The organism is Niveibacterium umoris (genome assembly GCF_014197015.1).
GTDB lineage: Bacteria > Pseudomonadota > Gammaproteobacteria > Burkholderiales > Rhodocyclaceae > Niveibacterium > Niveibacterium umoris.
The window spans coordinates 1,224,176-1,248,347 of sequence record NZ_JACIET010000001.1; the positions used below are offsets into that span (position 1 = coordinate 1,224,176).

The following is a 24,172-nucleotide window of genomic DNA, read 5'->3' on the forward strand; positions in this document are numbered from 1 at the left end:
CTCCTCAGACGGCCAGAGCCGGTTTCGTCCAGTTCCAGTCGCGCAGCGTTACCGGCACTGGCTCAAGGCCAATCGCGCCGGTCGGGCACTCTTTCTCGCAACTGCCACAGCCGGTGCAGGCGCCGTGCAGCACGCCGTGAATCTGCTTGGCCGCACCGATCACTGCGTCGGTCGGGCAGACCTTGAAGCAGCGCGCGCAACCAATGCAAAGATGCTCGGCCACCTGCGCGAGCTTCGGCCCGCTATCGGCCTTGCCACCTGCGCCAAGGCTTACGCCCATCTTTGCTGCGATTGCCTCGGCCAGCGCACGGCCACCCCCGGGGCAGCAATCGACGCTTGCTTCGCCACGCGCGATGGCGTTCGCGGCACCGGAGCAACCGGGAAAGCTGCACTGCCCGCAGTTCGTGCCGGGCATCAGCTCGATCAGCTCTTCCACCAGGGCGTCGCCCTCAACATGGAAGACCTTCGCGGCATAGCCGAGGATCAGCCCCAGAACGAGGCCGAGGAACATCACACTGGCAATCGGCGCAATCATTTCAACCTCCCCGCTCAACCGAGCTTCATTCCTGAAAAACCCATGAACGCGAGCGCCAGCAGCGACGCCAGCACGAAGCTGACCGGCGCGCCCTCGAAGGTCTGTGGCACCTTCGCAAGCGACAAACGTTCGCGAAGGCCAGCGAACATCGTCAGCACCAGCGTGAAGCCCACCGATGCGCCGAAGCCCACCATGACGCTCATCGCAAAGTTGTTGGCCTGCTGCACGTTGAGCAGGGGAATGCCCAGCACAGCGCAGTTAGTGGTGATCAGCGGCAGGTAGATGCCAAGCGTGCGGTAGAGCTCCGGCGTGACCTTGCGCACCACCATCTCGATGAACTGCACCGCAGCCGCGATGACGAGGATGAAGGTCAGGATGCGCAGGTAGTTCAGGCCCAGCGGTGCGAGCAGGTAGTGTTCGAGCGCCCAGCACGCGCCGGACGCCAGCGTGATCACGAAGGTGGTTGCGAGCCCCATGCCGAAGGAACTGTCGAGCTTCTTCGAGACGCCCATGAAGGGGCACAGGCCGAGGAATTTCACCAGCACCACGTTGTTCACCAGCGCGGTACTGACAAGCAGGATCAGGTATTCACTCATGTCGGTTGAGACCTCCTGCCCTGCTTTTCGCATGGAGCGTGCCAAGTCGATGCATACCGCACCGGGCCAGTGCGTAAATGCCGCTCCTGTGGGCATCCGGCGGGAACAGCGCATGCACCGGAAGGGGTCTGCATCTGCGAAAACCCGTGTCGGGGTTCCAACAAACCGACGTTGCGTTGTGACGAATCCTCACAACGACACTCGCATTTGACGTTGCTCAAGCGTGGCGTTGAGTCGCGAGAATTCGGCACGGTTGCTGCATCGACGCAACGGAGCGTTCACACGAGGCCCGCCATGCCAGAGCAGAAGAAGACCGCCACCGCAAAGAAGGCCGCCCCAGTGGTTGCCCGGAAGATTCCTGCCGCGCTGTTCCGCGCCGCGGTGGAGCAGGCCGACATCGCGATCTCGATCACCGACCCGCGCGCACGCATCGAATACGTGAACCCCGCCTTCACCCGCGTTAGCGGCTACAGCGTGGGCGATGCCGTCGGGCAGCATCAGTCGATCCTGTCGAACCACACCACGCCTCCCGACGTGTACAAGTCGATGTGGCGCCGTATCACCGCCAAGGAAACATGGACCGGGCGTCTGGTGAACCGCCGCAAGGACGGCGCCCCTTACCTGGCCGATCTCACCGTCACGCCAGTGCTGGACGAGGCGGGCCAGATCACCCATTACCTGGGCCTGCAACGCGACATCACTGCGCTGCACAAGCTCGAATGCGCGGTGCGCAACCAGAAGGCGCTGATCGAGTCGGTCGTCGATGGCGCGCCACTCGTACTTGCCTTGCTGGATATTGGCGACCGCGTCGTACTCGACAACCTCGCCTACAAGGCGCTGATGTCCGACCTCGGCATGGCCGAGCCGGCCAAGGTGCTGCTGGACGCGATCCGCAACGAACTGGGCAGCGGTTTCGGCCCCTTCAAACCCGGCAGCCACGCCTTCCTCGACCGCCAGGTGCGGCTCGACCGCCCGCACTGGCGCTCACCACGCTGGTTCTCGTGTTCGGCGGTGTGGGTTGCAGCGGACAGCGACGAGGCGGACGACTTCTACGCCAGCAAGGGTGAAGCCTTCCTGCTGCTTGTTGCCACCGACGTCAGCCGGCAGGTTCAGGAGCAGGAGAAAGCGCGCATCGCGGCGCTGCAGGCGGTGATGGCCGAAGAGAGCCGTCAGCAGGCACTGCGCGAGAGCTTGTCAGCCGCGGTCTATCAGATGGAGGGGCCGCTCAACATTCTCGGCTCTGTCGTCAACATGATGGGCCGACGCGGCTGCGATCCGGCCCAGGCGGCACTGGCAGAGGCGCTCAAGGCCGGACAGACCGCGCTGGACACTCTGCGAAGCGCGATACCGGCGCGCGCACCCGAGGCCAGCACGGCGGTCAACCTCAATGAAGTGGTGCGTGACGTGCTGGACCTGTCGGCGGTTCGCCTGCTCGCCGCCGGTGTATCGGTCAGCTGGCAGCCGCAGCTGGTGCTGCCGGCCATCCAGGGCTCGCCCACGCGTCTGCGCGCCCTGCTCAAGGCGCTGGTGGACAACGCGATCGAGGCGATGAATGTGAAGGGTTGGCGACAGCGCGAACTGAACATCTGCACCCGCACGCTGCACGACAGCCTCGAGGTGCGCATAGCGGACAGCGGCCCCGGCTTGCCTGACGAACTGCGACTGAAGGCCTTCGAACCTTTCTTCAGCACCAAGAAGCAGCAGGGCAATCACCTCGGCACCGGGCTGGCCGCCGCTCAGCAGGTAGCGGTGGATCACGGGGGCAGCATCGAGTTGGGTAACGCGGCGGGCGGTGGCTGCACGGCGCTGCTGGTATTGCCGCTGCTCCGCCACGCCTCGCCATCCTTGGCGACGCTCAACAGTCGCGAGATCGGGTAAGGCCATGGATACCGAAGGCGCACTCCACCGCAACCAGCTTGAAACGCTCTATCGCGTCAGCGTGATCCTGTCGCGCACGCTCGACGTGAAGCAGGCGCCGCAGGAAGTGCTGCGGGTGCTGGAAGAATCCGCCGGACTCACTCGCGGCATGATCAGCGTGCTCGATTCCGAGAGTGGTGAACTGGTCGTCAACGCCTTGCAGGGCGTCGAAGCCGAAGCGTTCGAGCCAGTCCGTTACCAGGCTGGCGAGGGCGTGCTCGGCCTGATCCTGGAAGAAGGCAAGACAGTCGCCCTGCCCTCCATCGCGAGCAATCCGCGCTTCCTCAACCGGCTCGGCATCTACGAACGGCGCCTGCCCTTCATCGCGGCCCCCATCCACGTCGGTGGCACCCTGCATGGTGCGCTCGCGGTGCAACCGAACCGCCTCGATGATGGCCAGCTCGCGGTACGCGCACGCTTCGTCGAGATGGTCGCCAACCTGATCGGCCAAAGCGTCAAGCTCTCGCTCGACGTTGCGCATGAAAAGGAAACCATCGCCGAAGAACGCGACACCCTGCGGCGCACGGTGCGGGGCCAGCACGGCTTCGACAACATGGTCGGCCACTCGGCCGCGATGCGCCGGATCTTCGAACAGATCCGCATGGTGTCGAAGTGGAACACCACCGTGCTGATCCGTGGCGAAACCGGCACCGGCAAGGAGCTGATCGCCAACGCGATCCACTACAACTCACCTCGCGCGCGCGGGCCTTATGTGCGCCTCAACTGCGCCTCCCTGCCCGAGAACCTGCTCGAATCCGAGCTTTTCGGCCATGAGAAAGGCGCCTTCACCGGCGCCGTAGCGGCGCGCAAGGGGCGCTTTGAAATGGCCGACGGCGGCACGATCTTCCTCGACGAAATCGGCGAAATCTCGCCCGCCTTCCAGGCCAAGCTGCTGCGTGTGCTGCAGGAAGGTGAACTCGAACGCGTCGGCGGTGGCCGTACGGTCAAGGTGGATGTGCGCGTGATCTCTGCGACGCACCGCGACCTTGAGGACGCGGTCGATGAAGGCAAGTTCCGCGAAGACTTGTACTTCCGCCTCAACGTGATGCCGATCACCGTACCCCCGCTGCGCGAGCGTCTGGAGGACGTACCGGAAATCGCACGCCACCTGATCGGGCGTGTCGGTCAAGCGCAGGGGCGGCCCCTTGATCTCAGCGAGGCTGCGATCACGCGACTGATGCAGTACAACTGGCCCGGCAACGTCCGCGAAATGGAAAACTGCCTGGAACGCGCCGCAGTCATGTCGGAAAGTGGCCACATCGACTGCGACCTGATCCGTATCGACCGCCAGCGCGAGCTGGCCGCTGCGGCTGCCGCCAACCGCATCGACCTGGATGACCCGACACTGGATGAACGCGACCGCGTGATTGCCGCCCTCGAACAAGCCGGCTGGGTGCAGGCCAAGGCTGCACGCCTGCTCAACATGACCCCGCGCCAGATCGCCTACCGCGTGCAGACGCTGGGTATCGAGGTAAAGCAGTTTTGACCGGCGCTGCGCCGTCCCGCATCTGCCCGCCAGGACGACAAATACCCGCCCTGTCCTGTTTCGCACACGTCAGTGTGTAGGCTAAGTGACACAAGGTGGAAGCAGCAGCGCTCAAACCAAGACGCCACGGTGAAAACACGCATCGGCACGGCAATTGCTGAACCGGGGACAGACATCCTCGGGAGCGCTCCATGCCGACGCCTGCAACTTTGAACCCGACCGCACCGATCAGCGGTTGCGCCAGCGGCCGCTGTGGCTCCAGCTCGCAACAACTCGACGAGCTGGATGCCAGCGTCACGCAACGTGTGCAGGACCACCCCTGCTACTCCGAAGAGGCGCACAAGTACTTTGCGCGCATGCATGTGGCGGTGGCGCCAGCCTGCAACATCCAGTGCAACTACTGCAACCGGAAGTACGACTGCAGCAACGAGTCGCGTCCGGGTGTCGTCTCCGAGGTTTTGACGGCCGCACAGGCGGTGAAGAAGACCCTGGCGGTTGCAGCCGCCATCCCGCAGATGAGTGTGTTGGGCATTGCCGGACCGGGCGACGCACTCGCCAACCCCGAGCGCACCTTCGAAACCTTCGCCGGACTGAGCGAACGCGCGCCAGACCTCAAACTCTGCCTGTCGACGAACGGCCTGATGCTGCCGCAGTACGTGGACAAGATCGCGGACTATCACGTCGACCACGTCACGATCACGATCAACTGCATCGACCCCGACATCGGCGCGCAGATCTATCCATGGATCTTCTGGAACCACCGGCGTGTCACCGGCCGTGAAGCCTCCGAGATCCTCATCTCGCAGCAGCAGAAAGGGCTGGAGATGCTGGTTGCGCGCGGCATCCTGGTCAAGGTCAATTCGGTGATGATCCCGGGCATCAACGATCAACACCTCAAGGAAGTCTCTCGCGTGGTGCGCGCCAAGGGCGCGTTCCTGCACAACGTCATGCCCTTGATCTCGGACCCGGTGCACGGGACGCATTTCGGCCTGACTGGCCAGCGCGGCCCCACCCAACAGGAATTGAAAGCCTTGCAGGATGAGTGCGCCGGCGACATGAACATGATGCGCCACTGCCAGCAGTGCCGAGCCGACGCGGTCGGCATGCTGGGCGAAGACCGCGGCGCCGAGTTCACGCTCGAGAAAGTCGAAGCAATGCAGATCGACGAGCATGCCGCCATGGGCCGGCGCATCGCACTGCGTGCCGCGATCAACGCAGAACTGGCCGAAAAACGTGCCGCGCGACACGCCACCAATGCCCAGGTCATCGCGTTGCACCGTGCAGCCCCGGCACCCGGTCGCGCGGTACGCATGGCGGTTGCGAGCAGCACCGGCGCCGTCATCGACACGCACTTCGGCCATGCGAGGTTCTTCCACATCATCGAGGTCACCGCCGACGGCGTGCAGGCGCTGGGTACACGCGCCGCCGCGCAGTACTGCGGCGGCGAGGCCGACTGTGGCGAGGCTGAGAACACACTCGCGCGAACGCTGGCTTCGCTTGCCGACTGTGAGGTCATGCTCTGTTCGCGAATCGGCATCGAACCCTGGGGCAAGCTCGAGGCTGCAGGCATCCGGCCCGACGGCTCCCACGCAATGGAAGCAGTGGCCCCCGCGGCGCAGGCGGTATGGCAAGCGATGCTCGAAAGCGGGCAACTCGCCGACGCGCCCGCCCACCAGCGTCGCGCATAAGCGGAGCCCGCCGCAATGGCACTCGAAATCATTGCTGGCTGCGTCAACTGCTGGGCCTGTGTCTCGCTCTGTCCGCACCAGGCGATCATCGAGGCGCAACCGCACTTCCTGATCGACCCGCTGCGTTGCACCGAATGTGTTGACGCGCATGCCACGCCGCAATGTGCAGCGATCTGCCCCGTCGAGGGCGTGATCGTGGATGAACTGGGCGAACCGCTGAACCCGCCCGGCTCGCTTTCGCCTCCCGCGCGCGTGGGATGATCCACAGGCATGTCTGGCGACGGCACACTTGCACCGCTCGACATGCCACCGATGCAATGCGCGTGGCCCCCGGGAGTGGCGGCCCAACGCATTCGGCTGCACGCACGCGGTGCCATGCTCGGCCTCGCGCTCGGCGATGCACTCGGGGCGACGGTGGAGTTCATGACGCCACGCGAGATACGCGCCACGCATGGATGCCACACACAGATCCGCGGCGGCGGCTGGCTGCGGCTGGCACCCGGTCAGGTGACGGACGACACCACGATGGCCTTCGCCGTCGCCGATACACTCCTCGCCTCGCCGACGCCCGATGCTGCCGACTTCGGCCGTGCATTTGATGCCTGGATGCGGAGCAAACCCGTCGACATCGGCAATACCGTACGGCGCGGAGTGATGCGCTTTCGCAGAACCGGCGAAGCCTGTGTGGCCCCCTCCGACGACGCGGGCAACGGCGCGACAATGCGCTGCGCGCCAGTAGCGATCGCCCTGCTTTGGGCTCCACCCGACACGGTGCGACAGATCACGCTCGCGCAGGCGCGCGTCACGCACCACAACCCGCTGACAGACGCTGCAACGCTGTGTGTCGTGCGCATGATCCAGGCCGGCATCCTGGGCCACGGCATCCGCGGCGTCATCGCGCTGGCCCACGCCCTGGCGAGCGCGCACACGCTTTTCCAGTTTCGCGCGAAACCGCAGAGCAACCCCACCGGCTACATCGCTGACACCATGCGCGCCGTGCTGCAGGCCATCGACATCACCGACAGTTTCGAAAGCGCATTGATCGACGTCGTCAATCGCGGTGGCGATGCCGACACGACCGGCGCAATCACCGGCGCAATCTTCGGCGCAATGGTGGGCGAGCCGGCACTACCGGCCCACTGGCTGTCGGCGCTGCGCGCCGATGTCGCGGCGGACTGCAGACGCTACGCCGATCGTCTCGTCGAGCGGCCGTTACTGAACTTCAGCTTCGAGGCCTAGCGAAACTCGCAAGCAGACTGCGGGGGAAATCCCCGCGGGACTCAACCCTGGAACCACACTCGGCCACCACGCAAAACGAAAACGATGCTGGCAGTTTGCAAACACTTTCCCGCTGTGTTCCGGACTCCCTTGGGCAAACGGGACGTTCCCGCCAGTTGGCGACCCGACGGCCACGCCGTCTTCTGTCTGTTGCTCAACAACCGGGCGGATCGGTCCGGCCAGCCACGGTCGCCTGTCGTCCTTGCGCGCTTAGGCCCTCAGGCAGACCCGAGGTATTTGACCCAGTCGAATTGAGAGCGCCGACCATCTCCGCGGCGGCGGCGCGGACCGGCCGGCTTGTCGCCCTCTGCGTCGAGCGGTCCGAGCGGAAAATCGCCGTGCGAGCGACGCAACAGATTGAAGATCTCCAACCCGTCCCGCCACGGTCCGTGCCCCGAATCCACGTTGATATGGCCCGCCGCACCGATATTCACAAACCGGCTGCCCCAGCGGTCCGCCAGCCAGGCCGCGCGCATCACACGAACCCACGGGTCATTCGTGCTGGCGACGACTACGCTTGGGAACCCCAACGGTTCATCCGGCAATGTGTTGCTCAAACCGAACTTGTCCGGATCGGCCGGCGCCACCAGCATGGCGCCCGCAATCCTTTCACGATAGGCCTGCGCCACATGCGCGGTGGCGAGGCAACCAAAGCTGTGCGCGACGATCCAGACATGGCCACGCGCACGGTCCAGTTCCTGCCTCAGACTGCCCGCCCAGCGCGCCAGGTTGGGTTCATCCCAGTTCGACTGCTCGACCCGGATGCTGCCTTCGACCTGGCGTTCGAACCAGCTCTGCCAATGCGCCGGCCCGCTGCCATGCAGGCCGGGCACCACGAGTACGGTAGACATGGATACCTCCTTGCGTCGCGGCCCGCGCCACGGTGCGCCGGCCTACAGCGTCGCGATAGACACTTCGGTGGACTTCACCAATGCGACGACTTCAGAACCGATCTTCAACCCCAACTCGTCGACGGAGCGCGTCGTGATCACCGAGGTAACGATACCCGACGGGGTCTCGACATCCACTTCGCTGACAACATCGCCGCGCACGATCTCCTTCACCTTGCCACGGAACTGGTTACGTACGTTGATCGCTTGAATGGTCATTTTGCTCTCCTGTTGAATCGGTTTAGATGGCCCAGCGGACCTGATTGACCGTGCGTTGCAGCGACACGTCGCCAACCTGCTCCGGCTCCGCCACGGGTTCCGCTGGCGGTTGCTGCAACACCTTGCGCAGCAGATAGTCCTCGAGTGCCGCAAAACGCGGGCTGCCCCGCTCGCGCGGGCGCGCGAGATCGACAGACAAGTCCAGCGTGATGTGGCCCTCGTCGATCAGCACAACGCGATCGGCCAGTGCGATTGCTTCGGCCACGTCGTGCGTAACCAGCAGCGCAGTGAAACCACGCTCACGCCAAAGGCCTTCGATCAGTGCGTGCATTTCAATGCGCGTCAGCGCGTCGAGCGCACCGAGCGGTTCGTCGAGCAGCAGTAGGCGCGGGCTATGAACCAGGGCTCGCGCCAGCGCAACCCGCTGCCGCTGCCCGCCCGAGAGCCTCGCTGGCCATTCGTCGGCGCGCTCGGCGAGCCCGACTTGCGCGAGTACCTCACGCGCCCTGCCCAACTCGGTGTCCGGCAGGCCGAGTGCGACGTTGTCGATGACGCGCTTCCAGGGCAGCAGGCGCGAGTCCTGGAACATGATTCGGGTATCGCCGCGTGCGTCGCGCTGCGCGCCACCGAAGCGGATCTCGCCGTCGGTCTTGTCGTCGAGGCCTGCGACCAGTCGCAGCAACGTGCTCTTGCCACATCCGCTGCGCCCGACGATCGCGACGAATTCGCCCGGGGCGACGTTCAAGCTCAAGCGGTGCAGCACCTCGCGTTCGCCGAAACGTTTGACGACCTGCTCGATCTGCAGCGGTATGCCGCCGGCCGCGCCCCTCGCCCGTTGGGCCACAGCACGGGTTTCCTGAGAATCAATCTGCATATGCCGTGCTCCGCTCAAACGGGTTGATAGCCGGGGTGCCAGCGCAACCAGCTGCGCTCAAGCGCACGTGCCAGCACATCCGCCAGCTTGCCGAGCAGCGCGTAGAGCAGGATGCCGACCAGCACCACATCGGTCTGCAGGAACTCGCGCGCGTTCATCGTCATGTAGCCGATACCCGCGTTCGCCGAAATCGTCTCGGCCACGATCAACAGCACCCACATCAGGCCGAGCGAAAAGCGCACACCAACCAGGATCGACGCGACTGCGCCGGGCAGGATCACATGCCGGTACAGCTGCCACCCGGATAGCCCGTAACTCTTGGCCATCTCGATCAGCGCCGGGTCGACCGAGCGAATGCCGTGAAAGGTGTTGAGGTACACCGGGAAGAACACGCCCACCGCCACGAGAAACAGCTTGGCCGCTTCGTCGATGCCGAACCACAGGATCACCAGCGGGATCAGTGCCAGCGGCGGGATGTTGCGCAGCATCTGCAGGCTGGTATCGAGCAGGGTTTCGAGTTTGCGGAAGCTGCCGGTCGCGAGCCCGAGCGCCAGGCCCAGCCCGCCGCCGATGGCGAAGCCGAGCAAGGCCCGGCGGCTGCTGACGAGCACATGACTCAGCAGCTCGCCCGACGAAGCCAGCCGGATCGTTGCACGCAAGATATCGAGCGGTGCCGGCAGCACGCGGCTGGAGATCAGCCCGGTCTGCGCCGCAACTTGCCACGCCACCAGCAACAGCACTGGCGGCACCCATGGCAACAAGGCCTGCGTACGGCGGCTCACTTTCAGAGTAGTCATCGCGCCCTCAGCTTTGCGATGCCTTCGGCACGAAGTGGTTGGCGACCACCTCACCGAACGGCCCGGTCAGACTGCCGCCCGGCAGCGTTTGATTCGGTGCGCCATGCTCAAGCGGCAGCAGCGGGAAGACCAGCTCCGCGAAGCGATAGGCTTCTTCAAGATGCGGGTAGCCAGAGAGAATGAAGGCCTCTGCGCCGACATCCTGGTATTGCTTGAGCTTCGCGGCGACCTGCTGGGGGTTGCCGACGATCGCTGTGCCTGCGCCACCCCGCACAAGCCCGACACCGGCCCACAGGTTGGGGCTGATTTCCAGATCTGCGCGGGTGCGGCCCCGGCCAGCGCCGTGCAGCTCCGCCATGCGCCGCTGGCCAACCGAATCCATCCGCGCCAGCGCGGCCTGCGCGGTCGCAACGGTGTCGTCGTCCAGCCGGCTGATCAGGCGCTCGGCATCGGCCCAGGCCTCTTCTTCGGTCTCGCGCACGATCACATGCAGGCGCACACCAAACTTCACGGTGCGGCCGCGCTTGGCGGCGCGAGCCCGCACATCGGCAAACTTCTTCGCAACCTCCTCGGGCGGCTCCCCCCAGGTCAGGTAGGTTTCAACCTGCTCGGCGGCAAGTTCGTGAGCCGGCTCCGACGAACCGCCAAACCACACCGGCGGGTGCGGTTTCTGCACCGGCGGATAGAGCAGCTTCGCGCCCTGGACTCGCAGATGCTTGCCCTCGAAGTCGTAGCTTTCACCATCGTGGCTACGCGCGATGATCTCGCGCCAGATGCGGATGAATTCGGCCGATGCCGCGTAGCGCTCGGCATGCGACTCGAACAAACCATCACCCGCAAGCTCGTTGGGGTCGCCGCCGGTCACCAGATTCACCAGCAGGCGCCCGCCGGAGAGGCGGTCAAACGTCGCTGCCATGCGCGCCGCAAGGGCGGGCTGCGTCAGCCCCGGTCGCAGCGCAACGAGAAAACGCAGTTGCTTCGTCGCTGCGATCAAGCTCGATGTGACCACCCACGGGTCTTCGCACGAACGGCCCGTCGGCGTCAGCACGCCGTAGTAGCCGAGCCGGTCGGCCGCCTGCGCGATCTGCTGCAGGTAGTCCAGATCGACGCTGCGGGCGCCCTCGCTGGTACCAAGGTAGCGGCTGTCGCCGTGAGTGGGCAGGAACCAGAAGATCTTCATGGCGTTCATTCCTGTCTGCGATGACTTCGCGCTCAGCGACGCGCCGGCAGCGTGGCGTCCTTGACCTGGATCGCCTTCGGAATCAACTTCAGGTCGTAGAAGGTGTCGGCGAGCTTCTGCTGCTCGGCCAGCACCGCGTCGTCAATCGGCCTCACGCTCAGGTTGTAGCGGTTCAGTGCCTGTTCGATCACGGCCGGATCCAGCCCCTGCAGCGTCGTCAGCTGCGCCGCTGCGGCGCGCGTGTCCTTCTTGATCTGCTGGCCGAGCTTGTGCGCTTCATCGAAGAGGATGCGGATCACGTCGGCACGCTTTTCCGCGAATTCGCGTTCGGCGAGGAAGAAGGCGTGGTTGTAGACCACCCCCTGCCCGTCCGCGAGGATTCGGGCATCGATCTGCTTCTCGGCGGCCGACTGGAACGGTTCCCAGATCACCCACGCGTCGATCGCACCACGCTCGAAGGCGGCACGCGCGTCAGCCGGCGGCAGGAAGACGGGCTGGACGTCGCTGTACTTCAGGCCGTGCTTTTCGAGCAGCTTGACCAGCAGGTAGTGCACGTTCGAGCCCTTGTTGAGCCCGATCTTCTTGCCTTTCAGATCGGTAACGCTGCGTATCGGGGAGGCCTTGGGCACAAGCACCGCTTCGGCTGCCGGCGCAGGCAGTTCGTAGCCGACGTAGACAAAGTTCGCACCTGCGGCCTGCGCGAAGATCGGCGGCGCCTCACCGACGTAGCCAAAGTCGATCGAGCCGACGTTCAAGCCTTCGAGCAACTGCGGCCCTGCGGGAAACTCGACCCACTTGATCTCCAGTCCCTTGCCCGCGAGCTGCTTCTCGACGGTGCCCTGCGCCTTCAGCAAGGACAGCACGCTGGCGGACTTCTGGAAGCCGATGCGCAGCAGTTTTGGGTTGTATTCCGCAAGCGTGGCCGGCGCGACGAGTGCGGCGGCCAGCGCCAGGCTGGCCGTGGCAAATTGGCGACGATACTGATTGAAGACGGACATTCGGATTCTCCGTAGTACTGGGTGAGGATGTGTGCGCGCCTGCACCGGCGCGACTCGTTCGAAGTCGAAGGGGGCGCTCAGGCGCTGCAACGCGCCGGCGAGAAACGCATGAACCCGTGCGACGCGTTCAGCTTGGCAACGCGGGGTGACGCACCAAGGTGCTGCGCCAGTGCGTTGACGCCGTCGTCCAGCCGCGCCGCAAGCGCCGGTGCGAGCTGCAGCCCGCCGCCGGAATCGCTGCCGATTTCGCTGTCCAGCGCAAACACAGCCCGGCCGATCTGCGCGGCCGAGAGGCTCGCCAACACCGGGCGCAGCGCATAGTCGATCGCCAGCGCATGCGCGAGGCTGCCGCCGGATGCAATCGGCCATACGAACTTGCCCTCGAAACCGCGCTGCGGCAGCAGATCGAGAAAGGTTTTCAGCAGGCCGCTGTAGGCTGCCTTGTAGATCGGCGTCGCCAGCACGATCGCACTTGCGTCCGCCACCGCGTTGAGCGCAGCAACAATCGCCGGGTGGCTGCGATCGGCCAGCAGCAGCGCTTCAGCCGGCAGGCTACGCAGCGACAGCGTCGCGACGTCCAGTTCGGCGGCCTCAATGGCGTTGCCAACATGGGCCAGCAGCTTCGCTGAACGCGAGTCAGCCGATGGACTGCCTGCGATGGTCAAGATGCTCACGTTGCTTTCTCCTTGGTGAATCACGCCCGAGGACGCGGGCCTCGCAAACGGAAAACACCGCTGCGGAGTCCGCAATCTAGGCAATGCGGCGCGCATCGCGAACCAAGGAATTCAGCGAAGCATTTCACCCTTCTTCTGCATTGCGTATTCATCCGCCGCCGGTCGCGACACAGCGAGATTCATCGCCTTCGGCTTGTGCCAGACGGACCGGGTGCTAACCGCGGCATCCACATCGACCTCGAGAATGAAAGAGGCCCCGTCGCCTTGCGGGCGAACGGGGCCTTGCTCCTGTCGCGACTCAGTGTGCGCGGTTGCTCGACAGCCGACGCACGACCGACACGAGCGCATCGACTTCAGCGCAGGTGTTGTAGAACGCCAATGACGGACGCACCGTCGCTTCAAGTCCAAAGCGGCGCAGGATCGGCTGGGCGCAATGATGGCCGGAGCGCACCGCAATGCCTTCACGGTTCAACGCTTCACCCACCTCTTCGGTGCGATAACCCGCCAGCACGAAGGACAGCACGCTGGCCTTGTCCGCGGCAGTGCCGATCAGCCGCACGCCCGGCACCGGCTTGAGTGCATGCGTCGCATACGCCAGCAGATCGTGCTCATAGCGCGCGATGTTCTCCAGGCCAATACGCTCGACGTAATCGATCGCAGCCCCAAGACCCACTGCGTCCGCAATGTTTCCGGTACCGGCTTCGAAACGGTTGGGCGGTGGCTGGTAGATCGTGCGCTCGAAGGTGACGTCGGCAATCATGTTGCCGCCGCCCTGCCAGGGCTGCATCTTCTCGAGGATATCGCGCTTGCCGTAGACCACGCCGATGCCAGTCGGCGCGAACACCTTGTGCCCGGAGAACACGAAGAAGTCCGCATCCAGCGCCTGCACATCGACACGCATGTGCGACACGGACTGGGCGCCATCGACCAGCGCCTTGGCACCAACGCTGTGTGCCAGCGCGACGATCTCGCGCACCGGCGTGATCGTACCCAGCGCGTTGGAGACCTGCGTGATCGCCACGAGCTTGGTGCGGTCGTTGAGCAGCTTGCGGTATTCCTCGAGCAGGATCTGGCCTGAGTCGTCCACCGGGATCACGCGGATCTTCGCGCCCACCTGCGCCGCGAGCTGTTGCCAGGGCACGATGTTGGCGTGATGCTCCAGGTTCGACACGACGATCTCGTCACCGGCACCGACGTTCTGCACCCCCCAGGTCTTCGCGACGAGGTTGATCGCCTCGGTCGCGCCGCGCACGAAGATCACCTCTTCCACCGAACTCGCGCCGATGAATTTGGCAACCTTCTTTCGCGCGCCCTCGTACGCATCCGTCGCCCGCGCGGCAAGCTCATGCGCGGCACGGTGGATGTTGGAGTTTTCGTGCGCGTAGAAGTACGCCAGCCGATCGATCACCGCCTGCGGCTTGTGTGTAGTCGCAGCGTTGTCGAACCAGATCAGCTGCTTGCCGTTGACACGCTCCTGCAGGATCGGGAAATCGCGGCGGACGGCATTGACGTCGAACGGCGGATGCCCGCTCGGCTGCACCTGCGGCTGCACCTGCGGCGGCTCCTGCGGCAATGCCACATGATCGACAAAGTAGTAGCCGGGCGCGCTGCGTGCTGCTTCCGGCGAAACCGCTCGCGGCGAATCGGTTCCTGCGAGCAGCGCACGCAGTTCGGATTCACCGGGCAAGCCGAAGGACTGGGCGGTAACACGGTCATCCCGCGGCACTTCGACCTGAGGCTGTGCGCCGAGCGCCTGTGCGTCACCGAGAAAGTAGTACGGCGAGGTCGTCGGCGTTGCGCTTGCGACCTGCGGCGGCGTGACCGAGGGCAGCGCCGCGGCGTAGGCCTCCGGCACGCCGAGCGACGCACCGCCGGCACGGCCGGCGGCTGGCGAAGCCTCGGGCAGCGACTCCGGAATACCGGTCGGCGCGGCAGCCGAGGGCGCGAACATCGGTGCGCGACCTGCCAGATCGAGCCGGGGCTCCGGCGCCTGCGCTTGAGTCAGCGTACTGCCACTGAAGCCGTCGAAATTCGGCGGCGTGGTACCCGGCAGCGCAGCAAAGAACTCACCCGCAAGTCGCGCAAGCGTTCCGACATCCGGCAAGCCCGGCGGCGCCGCGGGCGCAAGGCCCGCGAGCCCCTCACTTGTAGGTGTCGGGATAGTCATGGTACTTGCCGATCTCCACGTCTTCGAGCACTGCCAGCGCGTCGTCCGTCAACACCGCGAGCGAGCAATACAGCGAAATCAGGTAGGACGCGATCGCATTGCGGTTGATGCCCATGAAGCGCACAGACAGGCCCGGGCTCTGTTCGCCGGCAAGGCCCGGCTGGAACAGACCAACAACGCCCTGGCGCTTTTCGCCAACGCGGATCAGCAGGATCTTGGTCTTGCCATCAACAACCGGCACCTTGTCCGATGGAATGAGCGGGATGCCACGCCAGGTCAGGAACTGCGACCCGAACAGGCTGACGGTGGGCGGCGGCACGCCACGGCGGGTGCACTCGCGGCCAAAGGCGGCAATCGCCAGCGGGTGGGTCAGGAAGAAGGCAGGCTCTTTCCAGACTTTGGTAATCAGTTCGTCCAGGTCGTCCGGCGTCGGCGCGCCGGTCAGCGTGAACACGCGCTGCTCTTCAGCGACGTTGGCGAGCAGACCGTAATCGGGGTTGTTGATCAGCTCGGATTCCTGACGCTCCTTGATCGTCTCGATCGTCAGGCGAAGCTGCTCTTTGATCTGGTCATGCGGGCTGCTGTAGAGATCCGATACGCGGGTATGCACATCGAGGATCGTCGTGACCGCGTTGAGGAAGTACTCGCGCGGCTGTTCCTCGTAGTCGACGAAGGTCTGCGGCAGTTCCGACTCGTCGCGCTGCGAACAGGCGACTTGCACATTGGCCGGATTCTTGACCTTGTTCAGCCGGTAGATACCGGCTTCGACCGGCAGCCACTGCAGCAGATGGACCAGCCAACGCGGCGAAATTACCGACAGTTGCGGGACGGTCTTCGTGGCATTCGCCAACTGGCGGGCGGCGTTATCGCCCAGCGCGGTCGGAATGCTTTGGTGGTCAGCCATGAACGCTACTCCTTATGCAAAATCTTGAAATGAACTGCACTAAATTTCCAATCGCTCACCTTGCAACACGGCCTTGACCGTCTCAACCGCCTATCGCCATCAAAAGTGTGTGTACTCGCGGGGCCGAGCCAAGGACTCACAACGGGCCATCACGATCGAGAGCCGCACACCGAAGGCGTCGGCAAGCTTTGCCGCAGTGAGAATTGAGGGCACCACATCGCCGCGCTCCACCTCACCCACGTAGGTGCGATTGAGGTCAGCCTTCTCGGCGAGCAACTCCTGCGACCAACCACGCTCGCCACGCAGTAGCCGCACGGCGCGCCCAAAGAGGGCTGCATCAAGTGCTGTGTCAGATTCCCGCGCCATCGTTGATCACTTCCTGCCGCGTGTTGGCCTGCGTTACATGACTTCCCGGTGGCACGCTGCGCGTGAGCCAGATGTTTCCGCCGATTGACGAGCCCTTGCCAATCGTGATGCGACCAAGGATGGTTGCGCCGGCGTAGATCACGACATCGTCTTCGACCACTGGATGACGCGGTGCGCCTTTGAGCAAGTTGCCGTCCGCGTCTTGCTCGAAGCGCTTGGCGCCCAGAGTCACCGCCTGGTATAGACGCACGCGATTACCAATCACTGCCGTTTCGCCGATCACGACACCTGTGCCGTGGTCGATAAAGAAACTCTCACCAATCGTTGCGCCGGGATGGATGTCGATGCCTGTTTCCGAGTGCGCGATTTCCGACACGATCCGGGCGATGAGCGGCACACCCAGTCGATAGAGCTGGTGTGCCAGGCGGTGATGAATCACTGCCAGCACGCCGGGGTAGCAAAGCAGCACTTCGTCCACGGTGCGAGCTGCCGGGTCGCCGTTGAACGCTGCGGTCACGTCGGTATCGAGCAGGCGGCGCACAGCCGGCAAAAGGCTCGCGAAACTGCGCACGATTTCAACCGCACGCAATTCAAGCTCGGTCGGGCTGGACGGTGCTTCACGCGCCGCGTACTTGAGTTCCAGCCGCACCTGCGCGAGCAGGCTGTTGAGGGCCGCATCCAGCGTATGGCCGACGTAGAAGTCCTCGCTCTCCTGGCGCAGATCGGCGGGCCCGAGGCGCATCGGAAACAGCGCACCGCACAGCGCGGCGGCGATCTCGTTGAGGGCGCTGCGCGAGGGAAGCTCCCTACCGCCGAAATCGCGCCCGCGCCGCTGCGCGCTACGCCAAGTGTCGCGAGCCTCACGCAGCCCTGCGACCACGCGATCGAGGTCCCAGTTGGGCTGCGCGCTGAGCAGATGCGCGGAGACGGTGGCCTCGTCGCTCATCGTGCAGCCCTCTTCGCTGTTGCGCGACTGCCGCCCTTCGACGGCCGAGGACGGGCTCTCATACGGGCAACCCGCTCGCGTCGAAGACGCCGTCGAACAGGATGGAACTCAGATAGCGCTCCCCCGAATCCGGCAGCACGACCACGATCGTCTTGCCTTCGTTCTCGGGCTTCTTCGCCAGGCGGGCCGCAACCGCAGCCGCCGCGCCGCAAGAGATGCCGGAGAGGATCCCTTCCTCGCGGGCAAGGCGCCGCGCGTACTCCACCGCCTCTTCGTTGCTGACCTGCTCGATCGCATCCACCAGCGAAAGATCCAGCACCTGCGGCACAAAGCCCGCGCCGATACCCTGGATCTTGTGCGGCGCGGGCTTGGGCGGCTCGCCATTGCGCGTCTGCGTCAGGACGGGGCTGGCGGCCGGCTCAACGGCAACCGACTGGATCGCCTTCTTCTGCGTACCCTTGATGTAGCGCGTTACGCCGGTGATCGTGCCGCCAGTGCCGACACCCGAGACCAGAATGTCGATCGCGCCCTCGGTGTCCTGCCAGATCTCCGGGCCCGTCGTAGCCTCGTGAATCGCCGGATTGGCCGGGTTCTTGAACTGTTGCAGCAGCACGTATTTCGGATCGGATGCAGCGATTTCCTCGGCCTTCGCGATCGCGCCACTCATGCCCTTCGCGCCTTCGGTCAGCACCAGCTTCGCACCATAGGCAAGCAGCAACTTGCGACGCTCGATGCTCATCGTCTCAGGCATCGTCAGCGTGAGCGGAATACCGCGCGCCGCGGCGACAAACGCCAGCGCGATCCCGGTGTTGCCGCTGGTTGGTTCGACCAGCTCCTTGCCCGGCCCAAGCAGCCCACGCTTCTCGGCATCCCAGATCAGCGCTGCGCCGATACGGCACTTGACGGAGTAGGCCGGGTTGCGGCCCTCGATCTTTGCCAGCACCGTGGCCGGCGCGCCGTCGAGGATGCGGTTGAGTTTGACCAGCGGCGTGCGGCCGATGGACAGGGAGTTGTCAGCAAACCAGTTCGACATGTTGCGCTCCAGAAATGGCGGGAATCCGCGAATCGTTCAGTCCTGAACCCAAGGCAGACCGTGCAGGCGCCAACCGCCAACGCGGCCGCGCTGCTGCGAGGCATCGAGATCGCCCTCAAAGCCTTCGAGGACGTTGAATACGTTGGCGAAGCCCGCCTTCGCGGCGGCCTCGGCGGCGTCGGCCGAACGCTTGCCGCTGCGGCACAGCAACAGCACGACGGCGTTCTTGCCTGTCTTGCTTTCAAGCTCACGGACAAAACGCGGATTGCGGATAAGCGAGGTGCCGGTCATCCACGCCACATGCAGCGTCTCGGGCACATGACCAACGAACTTGCGTTCTTCTGCGGTACGTACGTCGACCAACAGCGCGGCACCTTCGCTGAATAGCGCCCAGGCCTCCTGCGGCGTAACCCGCCCCGCATAGGGCAGGCCGGCGTCTCGCGCCGCGGCACGCGCACGCTCAAGGATCGCTTCGGCAGCGGCCGACGGTTCCGAACCGCTTGCGGTCGCGCGAAAGCCGTTCGCGGCAAGCGGGCTGGTTTGGGATGTTGCGATGAGGGCCATGTCTTCCTCCACGAATCGCCCGCCAGGCGGGGCGTTCAGCGCGGCAAAGCGCGCGATGGAGAAAGCGTAGGCGCGCAGCGCTCACACGCGAACCAAGAAAAATTCCAGTACTTAGTCAATTTCCGTTCATTCCCATATTCGCGATATGGGATTCGCCCACGACGGACGCGGTAAACAGAAAACGGCCCGGCAAATGCCGGGCCGCTTGTGCCTGGGGAGATCAGGATTACTTGCCGTAGATCTGATCGAACACGCCACCGTCGGCAAAGTGCGTCTTCTGCGCTTTCTGCCAGCCGCCGAACACCTCGTCGATGGTGAAGAGCTTCACCGGCGCGAACTGCTTGGCGTATTTCGCCGCAGCCTTGGCGTCGCGGGGGCGGTAGTAGTGCTTGCCGGCAATGTCCTGGCCTTCCGGCGAGTAGAGGTATTGCAGGTAGGCCTCCGCCACCTTGCGTGTGCCCTTCTTGTCGACCACCTTGTCGACCACCGAGACCGGCGGTTCGGCGAGGATCGAGATCGACGGCGTGACGATATCGAACTTGTCGGGGCCGAGCTCCTTCACGGCGAGGTAGGCCTCGTTCTCCCACGCAATCAGCACATCACCGATGCCGCGTTCGGTGAAGGTGGTGGTGGCGCCGCGCGCGCCGGAGTCCAACACCTTGACGTTCGAGTAGATGCGTTTGACGAAATCGCGCGCACTGGCGTCGGTGCCGCCGGTGTGCTTGAGCGCATAGCCCCATGCGGCAAGGTAGTTCCAGCGCGCGCCGCCGGAGGTCTTCGGGTTGGGCGTGATCACCTCGACACCGCTGCGTGCCAGATCCGCCCAGTCGGTGATCTTCTTCGGGTTGCCCTTGCGCACCAGGAACACGATCGTCGACGTGTAGGGCGAGGCGTTGCTCGGCAGACGCTTCTGCCAATCCGGCGGCAGCGACTTCGCGCGCGCCGCGATCTCGTCGATGTCGTAGGCCAGCGCCAAGGTCACCACGTCGGCATCGAGGCCATCGATCACGGCGCGCGCCTGCTTGCCCGAACCGCCGTGGGATTGTTTGAACGTGACGGTCTCGCCCGTCTTGCCCTTCCAGTACTTCGCGAATGCCGCGTTGTAGTCCGTGTAGAGCTCGCGGGTCGGATCATAAGAGACGTTCAACAGGGTCGTATCAGCCCAGGCGGTGCCGATGGTACCCAGGGCAATCGCAAGCGCGATCAGGGTGCGGCGGGGGTAGTTGACGTGCATTGGGGGCCTCGTTGGCGTTCGTTATCGGGTGGGGTGACTCTAGCGATACCGCCACGCCAGGCTAACCAAGAAATTCTGGATTGCTTTTTACCCCCAAGTGACAAACCGGGCGGCCAACTGTGAAAAGGTCACTTTCTGGCTGCGACCAGCGTCATCGTGCCGCCATCTGGCCGAGCCTAAATTGTCGCCACGTTGATGATCTCGTCAGCGCCCCCCGGAAACGAAGCAGAAATGGAGTCAGTCATGAAACCCAGTCGCCTCGATGACCAGATGAATTCGATCCTTGCAGTCGCCTTCATCGCTCTTACCGTAACCACTGCCGGCAACGTTTTCGTCGGCGCAAGCTTTGGCCGCCAGAGCGTCGAACCGCAAATGGTCGCAAAAGCGCAATCGCAGCCGAACACCCAGCAAGCGGCAAAAAAGCCCGCCACCGTGGTCGCCGCAGCGCGCTGAAACGCGCGAGTCGGCCAGGGCACATACCCACCGCCACCCCAGGAGATCTGCCGCACAGCGTTCACGAGACGCCGTTGCGCAGTGTTCCCCTCCCTCCCCCGCCAGATTTACCGCAACTTCCCGTGTTGCGCACGTCACACGCAATAGCGTTTCAAACACACCGGCGATGCCGTCTGTGGCAACCCTCGCCCGCGCGACGCCCCACAGGGTCAAACACCCGACTCGGCCGAATTGAAGTGCCCCTTCCGTCCCGGAGCAAGCGGCCAGGATCGAGCGGGCACATGCTATTTTCCGCCATCAGCTGTCAAACCCGGCGCCGTGCATGGGCGCTCCCCCCTCGTTTGCAGCCCACCACTTCCACAGAACGAGGAGGCCCATGCCATGAGTGACAACATCCCTGCCCTGCAGACCCTCATCCTCTCGCACGAGAGCGGCGTCGCACGCGTTGCGCTGAACCGACCCGACAAGCTCAATGCGCTGAACGAGAGCATGTGGCGCGAACTGCGCGACGCGTTTGCCTGGGCCGACAGAACGCCCGAAGTCCGTGTCGTCGTGCTGCACGGCAACGGCCGCGCCTTCTCTACCGGGATCGACCTCGCGATGATGGCTGGACTTCGCGAGCGCGTCAGCCATGCGGATCTGGCGCGCAGCCAGGAACTGCTGCGTCACCTGATTCTTGATCTGCAGGATTGCGTCAGCAGCATCGAGCGCTGCCGCAAGCCGGTACTCGCCGCGATCCATGGCCCCTGCATCGGTGGTGCCGTCGACATCATCAGCGCCTGCGACATGCGCTACGCCAGTGAGAACGCAGTGTTCTCGGTACGCGAGATCGATATCGGCATGGCGGCCGATGTGGGCACGCTGCAAAGGCTGCCGCGCATCATTCCGGACGGCATCGCGCGCGAGTTGGCCTACACGGGGCGCAACGTGCTCGCCGCTGAAGCCGCGGCTTTCGGCCTGGTCAACCGCGTCTTCGAAACGCCGGAAACGCTGCAGCAAGGGGTCGCCGAGATCGCGGCTGCAATAGCAGCCAAGTCCCCTCTGGCCGTGCGCGGGACCAAGGAGATGCTCAAATACGGGCGCGACCACTCGATTGAGGATGGGCTGCGCTACGTAGCAAGCTGGAATGCATCCGCCCTGCTTTCCGAAGATCTGCAAGAAAGCGCCCTCGCAATGATGCAGAAGCGGCCGCCCCGTTATCGCGACTGAAAGCCCGTTTCCTGGCAATGGCGACTGGTAATCCAGCCGCTGCGATCCAGAATGAAACTGTGATTTCACTCGTTAGAGGGAGAGGATATGCGTCGCACCTTGATGGCCGCCGCAGTCGGCGGCGTGCTGGTGGGTCTGGCCGGCAATGCCGTGGCACAGAGCAAATCCGCCAAGACGGCACAGGTCGTGAAGCCCCCGGTCGCACAGGCCTGGATCGACGTCGCCACCTTTTCAGGAATGATGGGCGGCATGCCGGGCGGCGACGTCATGGGCGGCCTTTCCAGCCTCTTCGGCGGGAAGAAGGACGGCGGCAACAGATTCGGCATGACCCAGGCCGGCAGCAGCGGGCGCTGGCTCGACGTGACGCTTGCCACGCGCCGGAACCCGTCGCTCACTGAAGGCACGCAGACCGTGCCGGCGGGCAGCAAACTGGCGCCCAGCCTCGCGCTGCTTGCGACTCCTCCGGAGAAACCGCGCCCGGTTCCCGAAACCGATGATGAGGTCAGCGAGCCGGAACCGATGGAACGCCCCAAGGGCAAGATCTATTTCTACTGGGGCTGCAGCGAAACCGTGCGCAACGGTCAGCCCAAGGTGCTCGACATGGCGACCGCGTCGCCCAACGATTTCGCCAAGTTCTTCCAGGCTCGCCGTGCTACCCAGCGCGGTGCACACCAGGCGCCTGGCCGGCCGGTGTGGCCCAACACTCGCGATACGCGCAAGGTGCCGGAGGGCGCATCGCTGGTCGGCGAGCACAGCTTCAGCGGCGAGGGCGTGCCAGAGGGCTTCCGCATCGCCATTGCCGCGCAACAGGATTTCATGCCCCAGATCGATCTGCGCCAGCACGACGCGGGCACCGCGACGCAGCTTGAATGGGCAGTGCTGCCAACGGCACGGGCGTATTTCCTCTCGGCGATGGGCGCGCGAGGCGAACAGGAAATCGTCTTCTGGTCTTCCAGTGAGGTGCCGGAAACGGGCTTCGGCCTGCTCGATTACCAGACCAATCCCGCCGTCGACAAATGGCTCACCGAGAAAGTACTGCTCGCCCCCTCCACGCAGAAATGCGCAATCCCGAAAGAAGTGTTCGGCGACAAGGGTGCCATGTTGCGGATGATCGCCTACGGCAGCGAAGCGTCCTTCGCTTATCCGCCGCGTCCGAGTGACCCGAAGATCGCCTGGGAACCCGACTGGTCTGCGCGCATCCGCGTCAAGTCAGTCGCCAACACCATGCTGGGCATGCCCGGCATGGGCAATGCGATGCGCGGCGAAGACCCGGCGCAGAAACAGCCGAAACAGGAGGCGCCCGGCGCGCTTGATCTGCTCAAGGGGATTCTGGGTCGCTGAGCGGCATGCCGCATCCGGCAAGGGCCTCGCACCAGCCGAATTCGGCCACCCGCTCGGCAAACGCACCGCTCAGCGGCGCCGCCAGCACCAAGGGGGCACCGCTGTGCGGGTGCTGCAGCGTCATGCGCGCGCAGTGCAAGAGCAGGCGTGCGCAGCCGTAGTGTTCGGCGAACATCCGGTTATGGCGACCCTTGCCGTACGTCGCATCGCCGATCACCGGATGCGAGATGTGCTTGAGGTGACGACGGATCTGGTGGCGGCGCCCGGTTTCTGGCGAGAGCAGCACCAGCGCGTAGCGGCTGCTCGGGTGACGATCGTCGGGAACGGGCAGTTCGACCGTCGCGAGCCGGCGGTAAGCGGTGACCGCCTCCTGTGCGGGCACCAGCGCGTCGATCGGCAATTCATATTCGTCACGCACAACTTTCAGCGGATGCGCAATCACGCCGCCCTCGTCGGGCCAGCCGCGCACGACTGCAAGGTAGCGTTTTTCAACGGCACGGGTTTCGAACTGCGCGGCAAGCGTCGCTGCAACCTCGCGCTCGAAAGCGAACACCAGAACGCCGGAGGTGCCCTTGTCGAGCCGATGGACGGGGATCACCCTGCGCCCGATCTGGTCGCGCAGCAGCTGCACCGCAAAGCGCGTTTCGTGACGATCGAGCACGGAACGATGCACCAGCAGGCCGGCAGGCTTGTCGATCGCGACCAGGTGTTCGTCGTGGTAGAGCAGCTTGAGCATCGCTTCGGCGCCAGGCAAACAGTTTCCGGATGTTACCGGCGTGCGTGGTGTATTGCCTGGCTGTCGCTGCAAGCGGGATACTTGCGC

At 64.6% G+C, this 24,172-nt stretch carries 25 protein-coding genes; 8 read left to right on the forward strand and 17 right to left on the reverse strand.

The genetic code is table 11. The features are described from left to right. Positions 1-4 precede the first annotated feature (4 nt). The gene (locus GGR36_RS05410; protein ID WP_183632685.1) at positions 5-535 is read right to left on the reverse strand and encodes an RnfABCDGE type electron transport complex subunit B; all 531 of its coding nucleotides are present in this window, start codon (positions 533-535) and stop codon (positions 5-7) included. 14 nt (positions 536-549) lie between these two features. Continuing rightward, positions 550-1,131, reverse strand: a complete 582-nt coding sequence (rsxA, locus tag GGR36_RS05415; RefSeq protein ID WP_183632688.1) for an electron transport complex subunit RsxA — start codon at positions 1,129-1,131, stop codon at positions 550-552. 294 nt (positions 1,132-1,425) lie between these two features. On the opposite strand from rsxA, the gene nifL reads away from it, so the two are divergent. The 5 genes from nifL (at position 1,426) to draG (ending at position 7,461) form a co-directional block, all read left to right on the forward strand. Continuing rightward, a complete protein-coding gene (gene nifL / locus GGR36_RS05420; RefSeq protein WP_183632690.1) occupies positions 1,426-3,009 on the forward strand; it encodes a nitrogen fixation negative regulator NifL in 1,584 nt (527 codons plus the stop codon). 4 nt (positions 3,010-3,013) lie between these two features. Beyond that, positions 3,014-4,534, forward strand: coding sequence for a nif-specific transcriptional activator NifA (gene nifA, locus GGR36_RS05425; protein ID WP_183632692.1), 1,521 nt, complete (start codon positions 3,014-3,016; stop codon positions 4,532-4,534). Between the two features lie 191 nt (positions 4,535-4,725). Beyond that, positions 4,726-6,222, forward strand: coding sequence for a nitrogenase cofactor biosynthesis protein NifB (gene nifB, locus GGR36_RS05430; protein ID WP_183632694.1), 1,497 nt, complete (start codon positions 4,726-4,728; stop codon positions 6,220-6,222). A gap of 15 nt (positions 6,223-6,237) precedes the next feature. Next, entirely contained in the window at positions 6,238-6,483 is a 246-nt protein-coding gene (locus GGR36_RS05435; RefSeq protein WP_183632696.1) for a 4Fe-4S dicluster domain-containing protein, read from the forward strand. Between the two features lie 9 nt (positions 6,484-6,492). Then, positions 6,493-7,461, forward strand: a complete 969-nt coding sequence (gene draG / locus GGR36_RS05440; protein WP_242533086.1) for an ADP-ribosyl-[dinitrogen reductase] hydrolase — start codon at positions 6,493-6,495, stop codon at positions 7,459-7,461. Positions 7,462-7,718: 257 nt separating this feature from the next. On the opposite strand, the gene GGR36_RS05445 is transcribed toward draG, so the two are convergent. The 14 genes from GGR36_RS05445 to GGR36_RS05510 form a co-directional block, all read right to left on the reverse strand. Continuing rightward, positions 7,719-8,351 (reverse strand): RBBP9/YdeN family alpha/beta hydrolase, encoded by a 633-nt coding sequence (locus GGR36_RS05445; RefSeq protein ID WP_183632698.1) that lies wholly within the window; start codon positions 8,349-8,351, stop codon positions 7,719-7,721. Positions 8,352-8,393: 42 nt separating this feature from the next. Then, the gene (locus tag GGR36_RS05450) at positions 8,394-8,609 is read right to left on the reverse strand and encodes a TOBE domain-containing protein (protein WP_172196566.1); all 216 of its coding nucleotides are present in this window, start codon (positions 8,607-8,609) and stop codon (positions 8,394-8,396) included. Between the two features lie 22 nt (positions 8,610-8,631). Next, positions 8,632-9,483: an ATP-binding cassette domain-containing protein gene (locus GGR36_RS05455; RefSeq protein ID WP_183632708.1), complete on the reverse strand. Its 852-nt coding sequence runs from the start codon at positions 9,481-9,483 to the stop codon at positions 8,632-8,634. Between the two features lie 14 nt (positions 9,484-9,497). Further along, complete coding sequence (gene ssuC / locus GGR36_RS05460) at positions 9,498-10,280, reverse strand: aliphatic sulfonate ABC transporter permease SsuC (RefSeq protein WP_183632710.1); 783 nt, start codon at positions 10,278-10,280, stop codon at positions 9,498-9,500. Positions 10,281-10,287: 7 nt separating this feature from the next. Continuing rightward, on the reverse strand, positions 10,288-11,460 hold the full coding sequence (gene ssuD / locus GGR36_RS05465; protein ID WP_183632712.1) for an FMNH2-dependent alkanesulfonate monooxygenase: 1,173 nt from the start codon (positions 11,458-11,460) through the stop codon (positions 10,288-10,290). Positions 11,461-11,492: 32 nt separating this feature from the next. Further along, positions 11,493-12,458: a sulfonate ABC transporter substrate-binding protein gene (locus GGR36_RS05470; protein ID WP_183632714.1), complete on the reverse strand. Its 966-nt coding sequence runs from the start codon at positions 12,456-12,458 to the stop codon at positions 11,493-11,495. Positions 12,459-12,535: 77 nt separating this feature from the next. Next, positions 12,536-13,132 (reverse strand): NADPH-dependent FMN reductase, encoded by a 597-nt coding sequence (ssuE, locus tag GGR36_RS05475; protein WP_183632716.1) that lies wholly within the window; start codon positions 13,130-13,132, stop codon positions 12,536-12,538. A gap of 298 nt (positions 13,133-13,430) precedes the next feature. Next, on the reverse strand, positions 13,431-15,299 hold the full coding sequence (locus GGR36_RS05480) for a family 2A encapsulin nanocompartment cargo protein cysteine desulfurase (RefSeq protein ID WP_183632718.1): 1,869 nt from the start codon (positions 15,297-15,299) through the stop codon (positions 13,431-13,433). Further along, positions 15,274-16,203, reverse strand: a complete 930-nt coding sequence (locus tag GGR36_RS05485; RefSeq protein WP_172196552.1) for a family 2A encapsulin nanocompartment shell protein — start codon at positions 16,201-16,203, stop codon at positions 15,274-15,276. The genes GGR36_RS05480 and GGR36_RS05485 overlap by 26 nt, the downstream gene beginning before the upstream one ends. A 99-nt stretch (positions 16,204-16,302) precedes the next feature. Further along, positions 16,303-16,518 (reverse strand): helix-turn-helix transcriptional regulator, encoded by a 216-nt coding sequence (locus GGR36_RS05490; protein ID WP_338086624.1) that lies wholly within the window; start codon positions 16,516-16,518, stop codon positions 16,303-16,305. A 34-nt stretch (positions 16,519-16,552) separates the two neighbouring features. Next, positions 16,553-17,515, reverse strand: a complete 963-nt coding sequence (epsC, locus tag GGR36_RS05495) for a serine O-acetyltransferase EpsC (RefSeq protein WP_183632720.1) — start codon at positions 17,513-17,515, stop codon at positions 16,553-16,555. A 58-nt stretch (positions 17,516-17,573) separates the two neighbouring features. Then, positions 17,574-18,548, reverse strand: coding sequence for a cysteine synthase A (cysK, locus tag GGR36_RS05500; protein ID WP_183632722.1), 975 nt, complete (start codon positions 18,546-18,548; stop codon positions 17,574-17,576). A 36-nt stretch (positions 18,549-18,584) separates the two neighbouring features. Continuing rightward, entirely contained in the window at positions 18,585-19,112 is a 528-nt protein-coding gene (locus GGR36_RS05505) for a rhodanese-like domain-containing protein (protein ID WP_172196544.1), read from the reverse strand. A 226-nt stretch (positions 19,113-19,338) separates the two neighbouring features. Further along, positions 19,339-20,346 (reverse strand): sulfate ABC transporter substrate-binding protein, encoded by a 1,008-nt coding sequence (locus GGR36_RS05510; protein WP_183632723.1) that lies wholly within the window; start codon positions 20,344-20,346, stop codon positions 19,339-19,341. A 243-nt stretch (positions 20,347-20,589) separates the two neighbouring features. Here GGR36_RS05510 and GGR36_RS05515 point away from each other — a divergent pair, with 243 nt between their 5' ends. The 3 genes from GGR36_RS05515 to GGR36_RS05525 all read left to right on the forward strand — a co-directional run bounded on the left by GGR36_RS05515 (position 20,590) and on the right by GGR36_RS05525 (position 23,349). Beyond that, positions 20,590-20,799, forward strand: coding sequence for a hypothetical protein (locus GGR36_RS05515; protein ID WP_183632725.1), 210 nt, complete (start codon positions 20,590-20,592; stop codon positions 20,797-20,799). A gap of 381 nt (positions 20,800-21,180) precedes the next feature. Continuing rightward, positions 21,181-22,008 (forward strand): crotonase/enoyl-CoA hydratase family protein, encoded by an 828-nt coding sequence (locus GGR36_RS05520; RefSeq protein WP_183632727.1) that lies wholly within the window; start codon positions 21,181-21,183, stop codon positions 22,006-22,008. A gap of 87 nt (positions 22,009-22,095) precedes the next feature. Then, positions 22,096-23,349: a hypothetical protein gene (locus tag GGR36_RS05525; RefSeq protein WP_183632729.1), complete on the forward strand. Its 1,254-nt coding sequence runs from the start codon at positions 22,096-22,098 to the stop codon at positions 23,347-23,349. Here GGR36_RS05525 and GGR36_RS05530 read toward each other — a convergent pair. Next, positions 23,327-24,085: a pseudouridine synthase gene (locus GGR36_RS05530; RefSeq protein ID WP_183632731.1), complete on the reverse strand. Its 759-nt coding sequence runs from the start codon at positions 24,083-24,085 to the stop codon at positions 23,327-23,329. The two genes, GGR36_RS05525 and GGR36_RS05530, sit on opposite strands and share 23 nt — an antisense overlap. Positions 24,086-24,172: the final 87 nt, after the last annotated feature.

What these genes read in the sequence shown, in the direction of transcription:
- GGR36_RS05515 (WP_183632725.1), top strand. Translation starts at nt 20,590, where the DNA reads ATGAAACCCAGTCGCCTCGATGACCAGATGAATTCGATCCTTGCAGTC.
- GGR36_RS05530 (WP_183632731.1), bottom strand. Translation starts at nt 24,085, where the DNA reads ATGCTCAAGCTGCTCTACCACGACGAACACCTGGTCGCGATCGACAAG.
- GGR36_RS05450 (WP_172196566.1), bottom strand. Translation starts at nt 8,609, where the DNA reads ATGACCATTCAAGCGATCAACGTACGTAACCAGTTCCGTGGCAAGGTG.
- nifA (WP_183632692.1), top strand. Translation starts at nt 3,014, where the DNA reads ATGGATACCGAAGGCGCACTCCACCGCAACCAGCTTGAAACGCTCTAT.
- GGR36_RS05445 (WP_183632698.1), bottom strand. Translation starts at nt 8,351, where the DNA reads ATGTCTACCGTACTCGTGGTGCCCGGCCTGCATGGCAGCGGGCCGGCG.
- ssuD (WP_183632712.1), bottom strand. Translation starts at nt 11,460, where the DNA reads ATGAAGATCTTCTGGTTCCTGCCCACTCACGGCGACAGCCGCTACCTT.
- nifL (WP_183632690.1), top strand. Translation starts at nt 1,426, where the DNA reads ATGCCAGAGCAGAAGAAGACCGCCACCGCAAAGAAGGCCGCCCCAGTG.
- cysK (WP_183632722.1), bottom strand. Translation starts at nt 18,548, where the DNA reads ATGTCGAACTGGTTTGCTGACAACTCCCTGTCCATCGGCCGCACGCCG.
- GGR36_RS05510 (WP_183632723.1), bottom strand. Translation starts at nt 20,346, where the DNA reads ATGCACGTCAACTACCCCCGCCGCACCCTGATCGCGCTTGCGATTGCC.
- GGR36_RS05485 (WP_172196552.1), bottom strand. Translation starts at nt 16,203, where the DNA reads ATGGCTGACCACCAAAGCATTCCGACCGCGCTGGGCGATAACGCCGCC.
- ssuC (WP_183632710.1), bottom strand. Translation starts at nt 10,280, where the DNA reads ATGACTACTCTGAAAGTGAGCCGCCGTACGCAGGCCTTGTTGCCATGG.
- GGR36_RS05470 (WP_183632714.1), bottom strand. Translation starts at nt 12,458, where the DNA reads ATGTCCGTCTTCAATCAGTATCGTCGCCAATTTGCCACGGCCAGCCTG.
- draG (WP_242533086.1), top strand. Translation starts at nt 6,493, where the DNA reads ATGTCTGGCGACGGCACACTTGCACCGCTCGACATGCCACCGATGCAA.
- GGR36_RS05505 (WP_172196544.1), bottom strand. Translation starts at nt 19,112, where the DNA reads ATGGCCCTCATCGCAACATCCCAAACCAGCCCGCTTGCCGCGAACGGC.
- rsxA (WP_183632688.1), bottom strand. Translation starts at nt 1,131, where the DNA reads ATGAGTGAATACCTGATCCTGCTTGTCAGTACCGCGCTGGTGAACAAC.
- GGR36_RS05410 (WP_183632685.1), bottom strand. Translation starts at nt 535, where the DNA reads ATGATTGCGCCGATTGCCAGTGTGATGTTCCTCGGCCTCGTTCTGGGG.
- GGR36_RS05520 (WP_183632727.1), top strand. Translation starts at nt 21,181, where the DNA reads ATGAGTGACAACATCCCTGCCCTGCAGACCCTCATCCTCTCGCACGAG.
- GGR36_RS05525 (WP_183632729.1), top strand. Translation starts at nt 22,096, where the DNA reads ATGCGTCGCACCTTGATGGCCGCCGCAGTCGGCGGCGTGCTGGTGGGT.
- GGR36_RS05480 (WP_183632718.1), bottom strand. Translation starts at nt 15,299, where the DNA reads ATGACTATCCCGACACCTACAAGTGAGGGGCTCGCGGGCCTTGCGCCC.
- GGR36_RS05435 (WP_183632696.1), top strand. Translation starts at nt 6,238, where the DNA reads ATGGCACTCGAAATCATTGCTGGCTGCGTCAACTGCTGGGCCTGTGTC.
- nifB (WP_183632694.1), top strand. Translation starts at nt 4,726, where the DNA reads ATGCCGACGCCTGCAACTTTGAACCCGACCGCACCGATCAGCGGTTGC.
- epsC (WP_183632720.1), bottom strand. Translation starts at nt 17,515, where the DNA reads ATGAGCGACGAGGCCACCGTCTCCGCGCATCTGCTCAGCGCGCAGCCC.
- GGR36_RS05455 (WP_183632708.1), bottom strand. Translation starts at nt 9,483, where the DNA reads ATGCAGATTGATTCTCAGGAAACCCGTGCTGTGGCCCAACGGGCGAGG.